The organism is Modestobacter sp. VKM Ac-2982, from assembly GCF_026967935.1.
In the GTDB taxonomy this organism is placed as follows: domain Bacteria; phylum Actinomycetota; class Actinomycetes; order Mycobacteriales; family Geodermatophilaceae; genus Modestobacter.
On record NZ_JAPVBL010000004.1, the window covers coordinates 432,834 to 447,173 of the forward strand.

16 protein-coding genes and 1 pseudogene are annotated in these 14,340 nt (G+C 73.9%); 7 read left to right on the forward strand and 10 right to left on the reverse strand.

Annotation, left to right across the window (positions count from 1 at the left end; genetic code table 11):
• Positions 1-25: 25 nt before the first annotated feature.
• Positions 26-340: a DUF6343 family protein gene (locus tag O2W20_RS16560; RefSeq protein ID WP_269171082.1), complete on the forward strand. Its 315-nt coding sequence runs from the start codon at positions 26-28 to the stop codon at positions 338-340.
• A gap of 24 nt (positions 341-364) precedes the next feature.
• Here O2W20_RS16560 and O2W20_RS16565 read toward each other — a convergent pair whose 3' ends face one another.
• Complete coding sequence (locus O2W20_RS16565; RefSeq protein WP_269171081.1) at positions 365-2,146, reverse strand: putative bifunctional diguanylate cyclase/phosphodiesterase; 1,782 nt, start codon at positions 2,144-2,146, stop codon at positions 365-367.
• A gap of 233 nt (positions 2,147-2,379) precedes the next feature.
• Between O2W20_RS16565 and O2W20_RS16570 the strand changes: the two genes are divergently transcribed.
• Together O2W20_RS16570 and O2W20_RS16575 are read left to right on the forward strand one after the other, a co-directional pair.
• Positions 2,380-2,616: a hypothetical protein gene (locus O2W20_RS16570; RefSeq protein WP_269171080.1), complete on the forward strand. Its 237-nt coding sequence runs from the start codon at positions 2,380-2,382 to the stop codon at positions 2,614-2,616.
• Between the two features lie 117 nt (positions 2,617-2,733).
• Positions 2,734-2,970 (forward strand): hypothetical protein, encoded by a 237-nt coding sequence (locus O2W20_RS16575; RefSeq protein WP_269171079.1) that lies wholly within the window; start codon positions 2,734-2,736, stop codon positions 2,968-2,970.
• Positions 2,971-3,039: 69 nt separating this feature from the next.
• Here the strand turns inward: O2W20_RS16575 and O2W20_RS16580 are convergent, their stop codons facing one another.
• From O2W20_RS16580 to O2W20_RS16590, 3 genes are read right to left on the reverse strand one after another with little or no spacing between them, the layout of a single operon-like run.
• Positions 3,040-5,547 (reverse strand): FtsX-like permease family protein, encoded by a 2,508-nt coding sequence (locus O2W20_RS16580; protein WP_269171078.1) that lies wholly within the window; start codon positions 5,545-5,547, stop codon positions 3,040-3,042.
• Positions 5,548-5,550: 3 nt separating this feature from the next.
• Entirely contained in the window at positions 5,551-6,294 is a 744-nt protein-coding gene (locus tag O2W20_RS16585) for an ABC transporter ATP-binding protein (protein ID WP_269171077.1), read from the reverse strand.
• Entirely contained in the window at positions 6,291-6,527 is a 237-nt protein-coding gene (locus tag O2W20_RS16590; protein ID WP_269171076.1) for a hypothetical protein, read from the reverse strand. The genes O2W20_RS16585 and O2W20_RS16590 overlap by 4 nt, the downstream gene beginning before the upstream one ends.
• A 196-nt stretch (positions 6,528-6,723) precedes the next feature.
• On the opposite strand from O2W20_RS16590, the gene O2W20_RS16595 reads away from it, so the two are divergent.
• Complete coding sequence (locus tag O2W20_RS16595; RefSeq protein ID WP_269171075.1) at positions 6,724-6,954, forward strand: hypothetical protein; 231 nt, start codon at positions 6,724-6,726, stop codon at positions 6,952-6,954.
• Positions 6,955-6,976: 22 nt separating this feature from the next.
• Here the strand turns inward: O2W20_RS16595 and O2W20_RS16600 are convergent, their stop codons facing one another.
• Together O2W20_RS16600 and O2W20_RS16605 are read right to left on the reverse strand one after the other, a co-directional pair.
• The gene (locus O2W20_RS16600; protein ID WP_331254121.1) at positions 6,977-8,032 is read right to left on the reverse strand and encodes an ATP-binding cassette domain-containing protein; all 1,056 of its coding nucleotides are present in this window, start codon (positions 8,030-8,032) and stop codon (positions 6,977-6,979) included.
• A gap of 111 nt (positions 8,033-8,143) precedes the next feature.
• Positions 8,144-8,563: pseudogene (locus tag O2W20_RS16605) on the reverse strand (ATP-binding cassette domain-containing protein); the annotation flags it as partial.
• Between the two features lie 516 nt (positions 8,564-9,079).
• On the opposite strand from O2W20_RS16605, the gene O2W20_RS16610 reads away from it, so the two are divergent.
• The 3 genes from O2W20_RS16610 to O2W20_RS16620 all read left to right on the forward strand — a co-directional run bounded on the left by O2W20_RS16610 (position 9,080) and on the right by O2W20_RS16620 (position 12,263).
• Entirely contained in the window at positions 9,080-10,015 is a 936-nt protein-coding gene (locus O2W20_RS16610; RefSeq protein WP_269171074.1) for a sugar phosphate isomerase/epimerase family protein, read from the forward strand.
• A gap of 132 nt (positions 10,016-10,147) precedes the next feature.
• The gene (locus tag O2W20_RS16615) at positions 10,148-11,722 is read left to right on the forward strand and encodes an FMN-binding glutamate synthase family protein (RefSeq protein WP_269171073.1); all 1,575 of its coding nucleotides are present in this window, start codon (positions 10,148-10,150) and stop codon (positions 11,720-11,722) included.
• A 103-nt stretch (positions 11,723-11,825) separates the two neighbouring features.
• Positions 11,826-12,263 (forward strand): hypothetical protein, encoded by a 438-nt coding sequence (locus O2W20_RS16620; protein ID WP_269171072.1) that lies wholly within the window; start codon positions 11,826-11,828, stop codon positions 12,261-12,263.
• Positions 12,264-12,297: 34 nt separating this feature from the next.
• On the opposite strand, the gene O2W20_RS16625 is transcribed toward O2W20_RS16620, so the two are convergent.
• From O2W20_RS16625 to O2W20_RS16640, 4 genes are read right to left on the reverse strand one after another with little or no spacing between them, the layout of a single operon-like run.
• Positions 12,298-12,759 carry a hypothetical protein gene (locus tag O2W20_RS16625; protein ID WP_269171071.1) on the reverse strand — a complete coding sequence of 154 codons (462 nt, stop codon included), beginning with the start codon at positions 12,757-12,759 and terminating at the stop codon, positions 12,298-12,300.
• Complete coding sequence (locus O2W20_RS16630; protein WP_269171070.1) at positions 12,756-13,163, reverse strand: TadE/TadG family type IV pilus assembly protein; 408 nt, start codon at positions 13,161-13,163, stop codon at positions 12,756-12,758. The genes O2W20_RS16625 and O2W20_RS16630 overlap by 4 nt, the downstream gene beginning before the upstream one ends.
• On the reverse strand, positions 13,153-13,359 hold the full coding sequence (locus O2W20_RS16635; protein WP_269160612.1) for a hypothetical protein: 207 nt from the start codon (positions 13,357-13,359) through the stop codon (positions 13,153-13,155). The genes O2W20_RS16630 and O2W20_RS16635 overlap by 11 nt, the downstream gene beginning before the upstream one ends.
• A gap of 28 nt (positions 13,360-13,387) precedes the next feature.
• Positions 13,388-14,329 (reverse strand): type II secretion system F family protein, encoded by a 942-nt coding sequence (locus O2W20_RS16640; protein WP_269171069.1) that lies wholly within the window; start codon positions 14,327-14,329, stop codon positions 13,388-13,390.
• Between the last annotated feature and the right edge of the window lie 11 nt (positions 14,330-14,340).

Below are 14,340 nucleotides of genomic sequence, written 5' to 3' on the forward strand. Positions count from 1 at the left end.
CGCGCCACCGGGTACCCACGGCGGCATGAGCACGTCACCGTCGGACGACCGGCGCACCCCCGACGACCTGACCGAGTACGAGCGCGACCACTTCCCGCACGGGATCCCCGAGTCCCAGCCCCGGTACGAGGAAGGCGGCGCGGGGAACGCCCGCAGCGCGCTGACCCTGCGGCTGGGGCTGGCGACCTTCGGGCTCGTGGTGTGCGCCGTCCTCGCGGTGCTGGCCTTCCTCGCCGACGTCCCGGTGGTCTTCCCGATCGCCCTGGCCGTGCTGGCGGTGATCGCGCTGGTCGACCTGGTGGTCGTGGCCCGCCGCAAGCTGCGCGGCGAACCGGGCTGATCGCGCGGGTGCCGGCCGCCGGGCTCAGGCGCTCTGCAGGCGCGTGCGGAGTGCGCGGCGGGCAGTCCGCCGGATGGCCAGCCAGTCGGCCACCTCGGCGGCCGGCATCGGCCGGGCGATGTGGAAGCCCTGCGCATGGGTGCAGCCCAGGTCGCTGACCAGCGTGAGCTGACCGGCGGTCTCCACCCCCTCGGCGAGGCTGCGCATGCCGCAGGCGGCGGCGAGCCCCACCACGGCGGCGATGGCCGCCGCGGACTCGCTGCGCCGGACCTCGATGCCGGCGATCAGGCTGCGGTCCAGCTTCAGGATGCCGGCCGGGATCGACACCAGCTGGCTCAACGAGGAGAAGCCGCTGCCGAAGTCGTCGATGGACACCTCGACCCCGGTGACCCGCAACTGGGCGAACTGGGCCGCAGCCCGGAGCGGGTCCTCCGCGACGCTGGTCTCGGTCAGCTCGAGCACCAGCCGCTCCGGGGGGAGCCCGGCGGCATCGAGGGCGTCGTGGACGTCGGCGACGAGGGTGCCGGTGGCGAAGTGCGCCGCGCTGATGTTCACCCCGGTGACCAGCGGGAGACCGGCCAGATCCCAAGCCGCGGCCTGCCGGGTCGCCTCCGCCAGCACCCACCGGGTCAGCTGGACGACGACCCCGGTCTGCTCGGCCAGCGGGATGAAGTCGCAGGGCATCAGCAGGCCGCGTTCGGGGTGCTGCCAGCGGACGAGCGCCTCCACCCCGGAGACCTCGCCGCTGGGCAGGTGCAGCACCGGCTGGTAGTGCAGCACCAGCTGGTCGGACTCGATCGCTGCCCGCAGCTCGGCGGCCACCAGCACCTTCTGCTCGACGGCGCTGCGCAGGTCGGGGCTGAACACCCGCACCCGGTTGCGGCCGGCCGCCTTCGCGGCGTACATCGCCAGGTCGGCGTCCCGGACCAGGTCGGTGGAGCGCAGGCCGGGGTCGTCGCCGGGCGCGGTGGCCACGCCGATGCTCACGGTCAGCCGGGTGACCCGCTCGCCGAGGTCGAACGGCTCGTCGAAGGTGCTCTGGAAGCGCTCGGCCAGCGCGAGGGCGCCGTCGACGTCGCAGTCGCGGCACAGCACGACGAACTCGTCGCCGCCGAGACGGCCGACGGTGTCCTGCGCCCGGGTGCGGCTGGTCAGCCGGGTGGCCAGCTCACGCAGCAGGTGGTCGCCGATCTCGTGGCCGAGCGTGTCGTTGACGTCCTTGAAGCCGTCGACGTCCAGGAACAGCACGGTGACCGGGCCGCGGTCGACGCGGCGCAGCTCGGCGGAGATCAGGTCGTGCAGGTGCGCCCGGTTGGGCAGGTCGGTGAGGTGGTCGTGCCGGGCCTGCCAGGACGACGCCCGCTCGGCCTCGACCCGGGAGGTCACGTCGGTGTGGGTGACCACGACCCGACCGGACCGGTCGGCGCGGGAGGCCTGCAGGTGGTACCAGCGCACCCCGGTGACCGTGGCCAGGGCGTAGTCGGCCGAGACCGAGGTGCGGGCACCGGCGGACAGCTCACGCAGCTGGTCGATGCGCTCCCGGTTCGCCGTGTCGTCGGACAGGCTGAGCATCACCGCGAAGTAGTTGCCGCCCACGCCGACCCGGAGGCGGTCGTCGTCGAGCAGGTCACCGGCGGCCTGCCAGGCGGAGTTGACCAGCAGCATCGTGCCGTCGGCGTCGATCAGGACCGTCGGTGAGGGCAGCGCGTCGAGCACACCGGCCACCAGCCCGGACTGCGCCTGTTCGCCGCCGTCCCGCTGCCGGACGTCGATCGGCAACTTCCGGGCACTCCTCGCTCGCGGCACGCCCACCTCCTGTGCTCGTTCGTCGCGGAGCCTGTCGTGCGCACTCCCGGGCCGCTCCTGCCCCCTGGAGACCATCGGCAACAGTGGGCACAGCTGGACACCCGCCACGCCGGTCGGCCCCTGAAGAGTGAACACCGGCAGCTCCCCGACGGCGTGTCCCGGCCACCCGATCACCGCCGGTGTGCGTGTCGGCGGGGGTGTAGACCTGCCGAGGCCCCGGGTAGGGCGACGCCATGAGCGAATCAACGACGATCGAGCTCGGTGGCGAGGAGTACCTGGTGCGGCGGGAGGGCGACACCCTCAAGCTGGGCCGCCAGGTGGGCGGGGACACGACCTGGCTGGACGACGTCGACGTGCACCAGCTCCCCGCGCCGGCCCAGGACGCCCTCGACCGCGGCGAACACGACGACCAGACGCTGCAGACCGCCCTGCTCGGCGTCGTCCAGGCCGAGGCCAACCGCGGCGGCTGACCGACCGGGTGATCACCCTGCGGCGCCGACCGGATCCGGTGTGCGATCTCGGCGGCGGAGGGGGACGCTGGTGTCCTGAGGGCCACCGCCGTCCCTCGGGCCAGGAGGTCGATCCGCATGACCGTTCGGTACCGCTGCGACCGGTGCGCCGAGGTGTCCGACTCCGCCGCCGCCGTCGGCTGGGTCCAGGTGCAGCCGCTGGGCGCGCACCCACTGCTGCCGGAGGAGCCCACCCACCTGTGCCGGCTCTGCTGGGCGCGCACGACGGCCGGGGAACCGGTGCGGGTCGGCTCGGCGGGCGAGGAGATGCCGCAGGTCAGCGAACACGCCCAGAACCGCGACACGCTGCAGTGATCACCCTGAGGCCAGAGGTCCCTCGACGAGGGACCTCCGGCCTCGGGTGCCCGGCCTCCGGTCCCCCCTTCACCCCTGGCTGGCGAGCGCGTCGGCCGGCGGTGACCGCAGGGCGGACCGGGTCGGCAGCTCGATGGCCAGGAACGCGATGCCGATGACCACGAGCGCCGTGGCCGGCAGCAGCCAGCCGGGCCCCGACGGCCAGGGACGGTCCAGGAAGCCCAGGCCCAGCAGCGCCAGCGGCACCGCGGAGACCAGCACCCCGGCCGCGACCGCCGCACCGGAGACCAGCGCCGCCTCGCGTCGCATCATGGTGCGCACCTGGCGGGGCGTGGTGCCGGTCAGCCGCAGGGTGGCGATCTCCCCGCGCCGCTGGGCGGTGGCCGCGACCAGCGCGTTGGCGATGCCCAGCAGCAGGTAGCCCAGCAGCACGCCGATGACCGCGAGGTTGATCCAGACCTCCGGTGGCGCAGCGGGGCGGTCGCCGGCGACCCCGCCGCCGGACACCGTCACGCCGGGCCGGTCGGTCAGCCCGGCGAGCGCCCGGTCGGTCGCCGGGTCGCCGTCGGTGCGCACCAGCAGGCTGTCGGCCAGGCCGCCGGTGGTGTGACCCGCCGCCAGGTCGGCGGAGAGGACGACGGAACCGAAGCCCAGTTCGCGGCCGTAAACGGCGACCACCCGGGCCTCGACCGCTGCGCCGTCCCCGAGTGTGAGCTGCACCTGGTCGCCCACGCCGACGTCCCGGGCGCCGGCGGCGCCGCTGCCGACGGCCACGGTGGCGCCGGTCAGGTCGGCCAGGTCGCCGTCCCGCACGTCGAGGTCGAGCACGCCCGCCCCGGCCGGGGGCAGCACCAGCGCGGGCCCGGCGGACAGCTCCTCCTCGCCCAGCAGGCGCATCGGCCAGAGCACGGTCGTCGAGCTCACCGGTGCGACCGCCTCCACCCCGGGGACGGCCTGGACGTCGTCGACCAGCCCGGCGGGGATGCCACCCAGGCCGGGGGCGGTGATCGTCGCGTCGGCGACGGTGCCCGCCCGGGTCTGCTCCGCCGTCGCGTCGATCACGGTGGTCTGGGCGAACGTGTAGGTGAGCGCGACGACGACGGCCATCGCCAGCGTGGTGACCGCCCCGGCCGAGCGCAGGGCGTAGCCGTGCAGGTTGGCCACCGCCAGCCAGGCGGGGGCCGAGGTGCCGGCCGGCAGCCGGCGGGCGAGGCCGCCGGTGACCCGGCGGAGCAGGAGCGGTCCGGCCAGCGCCAGGCCGATGGCGGCGACGATGCCGGCCAGCGAGGTGGACGCCGCCCCGATCGGCGACTGCACCAGCAGCGGCGGCACCGAGAGCGGCACGGCGGCGGCGATGAGCAGCAGCCCGGCGCGGTGCCGGCCGGGCGAGGGGGTGCGCGGGCCGGTCCGGGAGTCCGCGAGCAGCTGGGTCACCGGCTCCCGGCTGGTGCGCCAGGCGGCGCCGCGGGCGGCGACCTGGACGACACCGAGCAGCAGTGCGGCGGCGGCCAGCGCCGGGAGCGGGCCGACGGTCAGCGGCAGCGCGTCGGGGAGCACCCCGACGTGCACCAGCAGCCGGCGGAACTGCCCGGCCAGCAGGTAGCCGACGGCGATGCCCGGGACGAGGGCGACCGCCGCGACCACGGTGGCCTGCCCGGCCACGAGCCGGCGCAGCTGCCGCGGGGTGGTGCCGACGGCGCGCAGCAGCGCCAGCTCCCGGCGCTGGCCACCGATCGACACGGCCAGCGCCCCGGCGACGACGAACCCGACGATCAGCAGCGGCACGCCCATCAGGGAGCCGGCCAGCACCACCAGCAGCGACCGGGCCGCGGCCGCCTCGGGGAGGGCGACGTCGCCGCGGGCGTCGCCGGTGCTGACGATGGTGCCGGCAGGGAGCAGCGGACCGACGGCGTCGGCGACCGCCTCGGCGTCCCCGTCCACCTGGAGGCCGATCAGGTCGACCGTGCCGGCCTGCCCGGCCAGCTGCGCCGCCCGGTCGTCGGCGACCAGGACGCCCGCGCCGGCCGGGACGACGGCGGTGACCCGGGCGTCGGACGTGCGGCCGGCCAGCACCACCCGCACCGGGTCACCGGGGGCCACGCCGGCCGCGGCGGCCATCTCGGTGTCGACGGCGACCTCCCGCGGGCCGGTCGGCGGGGTGCCGGTGACCGCTGGGTCGTCGAGCAGGCCGACCGACGACCAGCCGTGCCCGGCGGTCACCGGGTCGGTGGTCGCGACGACGTCCCCCGCGGGGTCGAGGACGGCGGCCGGGAAGCTGACGTCGGGGACGACGGACTGCACCCCGGGCAGCTGCGCCAGCTCGTCGGCCAGCGCGGCGGGCACGCTCCCCCGCTCGGGCAGGGCGACGGCGAGGTCGGCGCTGGGCTGCACCGTCTGGTCTGCGGAGACGACCACCTCGGCGCCGGCCAGCCGGTCGACGGGCAGGTGCGAGCGCAGCCCGGACTCGGCCAGCACGCCGGTGCCGGTGACGATGGCCGCCCCGCCGAGCACCGCGACCAGGACGGCGAGGGACGCGGTGAGCCGGGTGCGGGCCAGCCGCAGGGCGAGCGCGAACACCGCTCAGCCCTCGCGAAGCGCGACGAGGCGCCCGGCCAGGTCGGCGGCGGCCGGGTGGTCGAGGGTGTCGACGACCCGGCCGTCGGCCATCACCAGCGCACGGTGGGCGCGGGCGGCGGCCGCCGGGTCGTGGGTGACTAGCACGACGGTCTGCCCGAGGTCGTCGACCAGGTCGCGGAGCAGGTCGAGCACCTCGGCGGCGCTGTGCAGGTCCAGGGCGCCGGTGGGCTCGTCGGCGAAGACGACGGCGGGCCGGGCGACCAGGGCGCGGGCGATCGCGGCGCGCTGCTGCTGGCCGCCGGAGAGCTCGGCCGGCCGGTGGTCCAGCCGGTCGCCCAGGCCGACCCGGTCGACCAGGTACTGCACCCACGCCCGGTCCAGCGACTTCCCGGCCAGCCGCAGCGGGAGGGTGATGTTCTCGGCCACGGTGAGCGCCGGCAGCAGGTTGTAGGCCTGGAAGACGAAGCCGATCCGGTCGCGGCGCAGCTCGGTGCGGCGGGTCTCGTCGAGCCCGCCGATCGCGGTGCCGTCGAGGAGGACCTCCCCGCTGGTCGGGGTGTCCAGCCCGGCGGCGACCTGCAGCAGGGTGCTCTTGCCCGAGCCGGAGGGCCCCATGACGGCGAGGAAGCTGCCGCGGGGCACCTCGACCGTGACGTCGTCCAGGGCCCGGACGCCGTGGGGGTGGGTCTTGGTGACCTGTCTGAGCGCGACGGCGGCGGTGGTCGCCGGTGCGAGGGCGGTGCTCATCGCTGCCGCACGTACAGGCTGATCAGCGTGATGCCGCTGACGGCGGTCAGCAGGCCGAAGCCGATGCTCACCGCGAGCGGGACGGCGCTGAACGAGGTGACGCTGTTCCCGGCGATGCTGACCACCAGCACGATCCAGAGGAGCGTGCGCAGCGGGCGGGCCGGCGCCGGTGCGGGACGGCGGTCGACGGGCTGGGCGGTGGGCGCGGGGTCCAGGCGGTACGGATCGGGCACGGGGGCTCCTCGGTCGGTCTGGTGTCCCCACCGATGCTGGTCGTGCGGAGCCCGCTCTCCGATCCCCTGACCTGGCCTCTTGCGGTACAGCAGGCGCTACCTCGGGTCCGGGGTCGGTCGCCGGTGTGACGAGCCATCGCACGATCAACGCCCCATCGCAGTCTGATCGTCATGTTCCTGCGGCAGGCTGCTGCGCATGACGGCGAGCCTCTCCACGATCGGGACCGACCTCACCGCCACCCACGTGGCGTCCACGGCGCACGACCCGCGCAGCAGCGACCAGGTCACCCATGCCGTCGCGCGCCCGGTCGTCGACGGTCTCGACCAGTCGGTCTGTGGCGTGCTGGTGTCCGCCGTCGCCGATCAGGACTGGACGACGTTCTCCGGCACCGACCGCTGCCCGGAGTGCACCCGCATCGCCGGCTGACGTCGTTGCGCTCCCCCGTTGGTCACTGAGCGCTGCCTCGATCGCCCTGAGGCGGCGCTCCGTGACCAACGGCGTCCTCGTCGAGGCGGCCTGACGTCAGGTTCAGCCTCCGGGTGATGTCCAGGTCGGCGAGGAACCGGTCGTCGTGGCTGACCACCACGAACGCGCCTCGGTAGGCCGCCAGCGCACTCACCAGCTGGGCGACGCTGACCAGGTCGAGGTTGTTGGTCGGCTCGTCGAGCAGCAGCAGCTGGGGCGCCGGTTCGGCGTGCAGCACGCAGGCCAGCGTCGCCCGCAGTCGTTCACCACCCGAGAGCGCCCGAACAGGCAGGTGCGCCCGGCTGCCGCGGAACAGGTACCGGGCCAGCAGGTTCATCCGCTCCGCCACCGGCATCGCGGGTGCCGCGTCCGCCAGCGCCTCGGCCACGGTGCGGTCGGGGTCGAGCAGGTCCAGCCGCTGAGAGAGGTGGGCGACCCGGCCGTCGGCCCGCCGGACCTCCCCGGCGTCGGGTGTGAGGTCGCCGGTCATCAGCCGGAGCAGTGACGACTTCCCAACCCCGTTCCCGCCGGTCAGCGCGATCCGCTCCGGGCCGCGGATGGTGAGGTCGACGCCGCCCTCGGTGAACAGCGCCCGCTCCCCCAGCCGCAGCTGCAGCCCCTCGCCGGCGAACACGGTCCGCCCGGCGGGCACCGCAGTGCCGGGCAGCTCGACCACGATCGCCTGGTCCTCCCGCAGCGCACGTTCGGCCTCCGCCAGCCGGGTCCGGGCGCCGTCGAGCCGGGCGGCGTGCACGTCATCGGCCCTGCCCGCCGTCTCCTGCGCGGTCCGCTTCATCTTCCCGATGAGGATCTTCGGCAGCCCGGCGTCCTTGACGGTGCGGGCGGCGTTGCCGGACTTCCGCTGCGCCCGCTCTCGGGCCTGCTGCCGCTCCCGCTTCTCCCGCCTGAGCTGCTGCTCGGCCGTGCGCACGTCCCGCTGCACCGCCTCCTGTTCGGCCCGGACGGCGGTCTCCCAGTCGGTAAAGCCGCCGCCGTAGGTGCGCAGCTCGCCGCGGTCGAGCTCGGCGATGCGGTCCATCCGGTCGAGCAGCGCCCGGTCGTGGCTGACCACGAGCAGGCAGCCCGGGAAGTCCTCGAGCGCGGCGTACAGGGTGCGCCGGGCGTCGCCGTCCAGGTTGTTGGTCGGCTCGTCGAGCAGCAGGACGTCGGGGCGCGCGAGCAGCTGCGCGGCCAGGCCGAGGGTGACGACCTGCCCGCCGCTGAGGGTGTCGAGCCGGCGGTCCAGGGGGACGTCGCCGAGGCCCAGCCGGTCGAGCTGGGCGTGGGTGCGCTCCTCGACGTCCCAGTCGGTGCCGATGGTGGCGAAGTGCTCGTCGGCGGCGTCACCGGACTCGATGGCGGCCAGGGCGGCGAGCACGGGCGCGACGCCCAGCACCTCGGCGACGGTCAGGTCGCCGGCCAGCGGCAGCGACTGGGGCAGGTACCCGAGGACGCCGTCGACGGTGACCGTGCCTGCGGCGGGCCGGAGCTCGCCGGCGATCAGCTTGAGCAGGGTGCTCTTGCCCGCGCCGTTGGGCGCGATGAGGCCGGTGCGGCCAGCGCCGACGGTGCAGGAGAGATCGGTGAAGACGGGGGTGCCGTCGGGCTAGGCGAAGGACAGGGCGGAGCAGACGACGGAGGCGTCGGGCACGGCGGGACCTCTGCGGGGGACGCGGGCGCCTGTGGCAGCCCGGCGGTGGACGAGGACGGAGGCCCGGCGGCTGCTCGCCTGCCGGGCACATCCCGGGGTTCACCCGGAGATGTCGCCGCTGCCACCCATGTCGCTGCTCCTCGGTCGGGGACGTCCGCGCCGCAACGTACGTGCGGCGTCGGTGCCTCCGCCACCGATTTCGACGCCGTGTCGTCGATTGGCCGACGTCAGACAGAGGACGAGTGGACGACCGCCGGCGGGCGGGCAGCCGTCGACCGGTTCCGTTCGGCGGTGTGCGACTTCTGCTTTGCATCTGACACAAGTGGCCCTACGTTGTGACGCACGCCATAGCCGTGTCCGGTGCTCCACCCCAGCCAGCGGGCGAGCTCGCAGCGGCGGTGTCGTGTGCCCACGTGACCAGCCAAGGGGGAAACCGTGAAGTTGCCGATCGGCCTGCGGGCCGTGCTCGTCGCCGTCCTGTCCGCGTTGCTGTTCGTCGGCGTCGCCGGCACGGCAAGCGCCGCCCCACCGACGAAGGGGGCAGCGGCCGCGGAGTGCGCCGAGCGTGGCGTGCCGCTCAGCAAGATCTCGATCCAGCTCTACACGTTCGCCGACTACCTCAGCAGTGGTACCGACGAGCAGGTGCGCCACGAGGAGGTCCTGCGCCGGCTGGCCGAGATGGGCTACCGGAACGTCGAGCCGTACACGCTGAGCGGCTGGACCGCCGAGGAGTACGCGGCCCTGCTGGACGAGTACGGCCTCACGGCATCAGCCCGGCACGTCGACGTGGGCTCCCCCGCCAACCCCGCGGACATCGAGCAGATCATCGCGGACAACCGCACCCTCGGCATCAAGTACTTCGGCTCCGGCAGCACCGCGGGCGCCCCGTGGATCGGCGAGCTCACCACCGAGGCCGACTGGATCACCTACGCCGAGTACCTCGACGCCGTCGGTGAGCAGGCGCGCAAGGCCGGCCAGACGCTGTTCATCCACAACCACGACTTCGAGTTCACCACCGTCTTCGGCGACCGCACCGCCTTCGACATCCTGATGCAGCACACCCAGAAGAAGAACGTCGTCTCCCAGCTCGACCTGTACTGGGTCGCCTTCGCCGGCCTCGACCCGGTCGACGTCGTCGAGGAGTACGGCAAGCGGATCCAGTTGCTCCACGTCAAGGACCTCAACCCGGAGCTGGACAACCGGATCGAGATCGTGGGCCGCGGGTCCCTCGACTTCCCGGCGATCTTCGATGCCGCCCACCGCATCCGCTACTACGTCGTCGAGCACGACCCGCGCTTCGGCGACCCGACGTTCGACCCCTTCGAGGCCGCAGAGGTGGGCCTGGACTACCTGACCTCCGTCACCTACTGAGGCAGCACCATCCCGCAGGGGGCGGTCCCGGTTCACCGGGGCCGCCCCCTCGCGCGTGTCCGACTGGCTCGCCGTCGCAGGGTCAGGCGGTGAACCGGTCCCGAACCGGCCGCAGGCGGGTCATAGTGGGACATGACCTGGGCCACCCGCGCTGCGGCCGCCGGACTGTCCGCCCTCGCCGGGGTCGCGGCCCGCGACCTCCTCCAGCGTGAGCACACCCTGCTGCGCAACTTCCCCGTGCTCGGCCGCGCCCGCTACCTGCTGGAGTCCATCGGCCCGGAGCTGCGCCAGTACCTGGTGGCCGCGAACAACGACGAGCGGCCGTTCACCCGCGACCAGCGGCGCTGGGTGTACGCCTCGGCGAAGAAGGAGAACAACTACTTCGGCTTCGGCACCGACATCGACCTGGAGTTCACCGCCGGCCACCCGGTGATCAACCACCGCACGTTCGGCCACGCCGTCCCGACCACCACGGTGCAGGCCGGGTACGCGTCCCCGCTGCCCAGCGCCAAGGTGCTCGGCGCCGCCCGCGGCCGTACGCACGCGTTCCGGCCGCAGTCGGTCGTGAACATCTCCGCGATGAGCTTCGGCTCGCTGTCCGGCCAGGCGGTCGAGGCACTCAACCGCGGTGCCGCGCTGGCCGGCTGCCTGCACAACAGCGGCGAAGGCGGCATCTCCCCACACCACCGGCACGGCGGTGAGCTGGTGTTCCAGCTCGGGACGGCGTACTTCGGCTGCCGCGACGAGCAGGGCCGCTTCGACCTGGCCCGGCTCAAGGACCTGGTCGCCGCCGCCCCCGTCCGCGCTCTGGAGATCAAGCTGAGCCAGGGCGCCAAGCCCGGCCTCGGTGGAGTGCTGCCCGCGGCCAAGGTGTCCGCCGAGATCGCCGCCACCCGTGGCGTCCCGGAGGGCGTGGACTGCATCAGCCCGTCCCGGCACGCTGAGTTCACCGACACCGACAGCCTGTTGGACTGGGTCGAGCTGCTCGCCGCCGAGACCGGGCTCCCGGTCGGCATCAAGTCCGCGGTGGGCGACATGAGCTTCTGGCACGAGCTCACCGAGCTCATGGCGACCACCGGCCGCGGCGTGGACTTCGTGACCATCGACGGCGGCGAGGGTGGCACCGGCGCGGCGCCGCTGATCTTCACCGACTCCGTCTCGCTGCCCTTCCAGCTGGGCTTCGCCCGGGTCTACTCCACCTTCGCTCGGGCCGGGCTGCACGAGCAGGTCACCTTCATCGGCGGCGGCAAGCTCGGCCTGCCCGACAACGCGGTCATCGCCTTCGCCCTCGGCTGCGACCTGGTCAACGTCGCCCGCGAGGCGATGCTGGCGATCGGCTGCATCCAGGCGCAGAAGTGCCACACCGACACGTGCCCCACCGGCGTCGCCACCCAGAACGCCTGGCTCGCCCACGGCCTGGACCCGGCCCTGAAGTCGGTCCGGGCGGCCACCTACATCCAGACGCTCCGGCGCGACCTGATCAGGGTCGCCGAGGCCTGCGGCGTGGAGCACCCCGGCCTCATCGACACCTCATCCGTGGAGATCCTCACCGGCCGCACCGCCTCTCGTCCGCTCCGGGAAGTCTACGAGTACGAGCCGACCTGGGGACTTCCCTCGGCCGCCGACCGCGAGCAGATCGTCCAGCTGATGACCGGCGAGGCACCGCAGGGCGGCAGCGCCCCGCCGTCCACCACCGCCACCGGCTGAGCCGGCCTAGTTCGGACGGCTCTCCGCTCAGCCGTCGTCCTCTGGTCTTCTCCAGCCATCGAGAGCAGCATGGAGGGACTGTCCAGGCGAGTTGAGGACGGCCATGGACATCCATCGGCTGGGGCGTGCAACTGCCAGGGGCACCGCTGTGGCTGCCGTCTGGGGCATCGCCAGTGCGGCGCTCACACGGTTGCTCATGCGCGCGATTGCCCTGGTGACCGACGGAGCTACGGAGTTCAGCTGGGTGGGGACCGTTGGGATCACGGTCTTCTACGTCGTGGTCCTGCTGCCGGGCGCGATCGCCCTCGCCTACGAGCCGGGGCGCTTGGCCTCGGTCCTCTTCGCAGCCGGAGTCGCCTTCCTGGCATTCGAGGTCCTGGCCATCGGCATCTCCGACGTCGCCGCCCATGCCGAGGGCTTGACCCCGTGGCGATGGGCCGGTGTGGCCGCTCTCGCTGTCGCGATGGTCGCGGTCTATGCGGCGCACGTGACCCTCGTGCATCGAGGAGCAGTGAGGACGATCCACACGGTCAGCACCTGACACCGGCGACCGTCATCGCGCTCTCCTCGCGAGGTCAGCCGTCGACGTAGCGGTCGCGTTCGACGAGGAACTGGCCGGTGGCGGTGTTGGCGTCGATGAACTCCGGCAGCAGCGGGATCCGCACCGTCACCGTCACGCACACCGAGAACTCCTCCCCCGGCACCAGCGACGGCGCATAGCTGCCCGCCGCCCCGCAGCCCGAGCCGGCCGGCGCATACGCCAGGACGACGTCGGTCGCCTCCACAGACTGGTCGGCCACCGCGATCGCCACCGCCGCCTCCGCCCTGGCCTGCCCGGTCGCCACGTCCGGTGCCATGGCGATCGCCCGCCCGGCCTCCCGGGCCCCAGCGTTGGCCGCGAACACCCCGCGCTGGACGGCGGAGAACCCGGCCACGATGTAGACCAGCGGCAGGAACACCACCAGCGCGATGAACACAAACTCCACGATCGCCGACCCCCGCTCGGGGCCGCCCAGCCGCGCACGGATCCACCTCACGGCGTCTCCGCCACCGAGCGTCCGGTCGCCGACAGCGGCAACAGGTCACCCAGGGGTGCGAACAAGCTCGGCACCGCACCGGCGCACCGGACGACGACCAATGTCAACCCGCTCTCGTCGACCTCCTGCACCGACTCGCACGCCAACCCTGCCGCCGTCCCCGCCGAGGTTGCCTGCCCGACGATCTCCAACGTCCGGGCCGCCCCGGCCTCCGTGGGCACGCCCGCGTTGGCCGCGTACCGGGCGCCCTGCTGGGCACTGGCCACCACCACGTTGCGCAGGTGCACGTAGACCGCCACCTGCAACACCGCCAGCAGCAGCGCCACGATCAGCACGCCGACGAGCACGAAGTCGACGACCGCGCTCCCCCGCTCACCGTCGTCCGTCAGCCGCTCAGGGCGCACTCGTCACGGACTCCAGCGCGTTCGACACCGCCTCCACGATCGCCGCGCGGAACGGCACGAGGATCGCCAGCACCAGCGCGGCGGTCATCACCGTGATCATCACCCAGCCCGGGACGTCGCCCCGCTCGGGATCGTCCTCCCGGAGCCGGGCCGCCAGCGCAGCCAGCGCGGTCAGAAGGAACGCGTAGGCACGCATCCGTGGTCCTCTCTGTGGGTCACCGGCGTCACTGCGCCAGCGAGACGATGCTGATCAGCCCCGGGTACAGGGCGAACAGAACGGTGACGGGCAGCACCAGGAACACGACCGGGACCATCATCGCGATCTCCTTGCGCCCACCTGCCTCCAGCAGCCGGCGCTTGCCGGCCTCCCGGACGTCGGCGGCCTGGGCCCGCAGGACCTCGGCCAGCGGGGTGCCGCGTTCGATGGCCACGATCAGGCCGTCGACGAAGCGGGCCAGCGGGTCCAGCGAGGTCCGGTCGGCCAGCTGCTGCAGCGCCTCGACCAGCGGCACCCCGGCGCGGGCCCGGGCCAGCGTGGCGCCCAGCTCCCGGGCCAGCTCACCGCCGGAGAGCCGGGTGACCCGGGCGATCGCCGCGGTCGGGCTCTCCCCTGCGGTCACGGCCAGCGCCAGCAGCTCGGCGACCACCGGGAACTCGGCCAGCAGCAGCTCCTCGCGCCGCTGCACCTGCTGGGTCAGCCACCAGTCGCGGCCGAGCACCCCGCCGACCAGGCCGGCCACGCACAGCAGCACGACCGACAGCAGGTTCACCGCCCCGGCCAGCGCCGACCCCGCAACAGCCAGGACGGCGGCGCCCAGCAGCCCGATCCCGCCCGACACGACCTGCTCGATCCGGAAGTCCTCGACGGTCGTGTCGGCGTTCAGCGCATCGAGCCGCCGCCGCACCGCCACCCGGCCGCCGAGCAGCCGGTCGACGTGCCGGGCGCCGTCGGCCAGCACCGGCCCGAACACCCGCCGGGCGGCGCTGAGCAGCCCCGGCTGGGTGGCGGTGCCCAGCAGCCGGGACGGCGCCGGGCTGTCGTGCACGTAGGGCGCGAGCCGGTCGACCAGCCGCACCTGCCGGAACGGCGGGGAGAAGCTCACCGCCAGGAGCACGCCGGAGGCCGCGACCAACCCCAGCAGCATGCCCACCAGACCAGCGCTCACGGCGACACCAC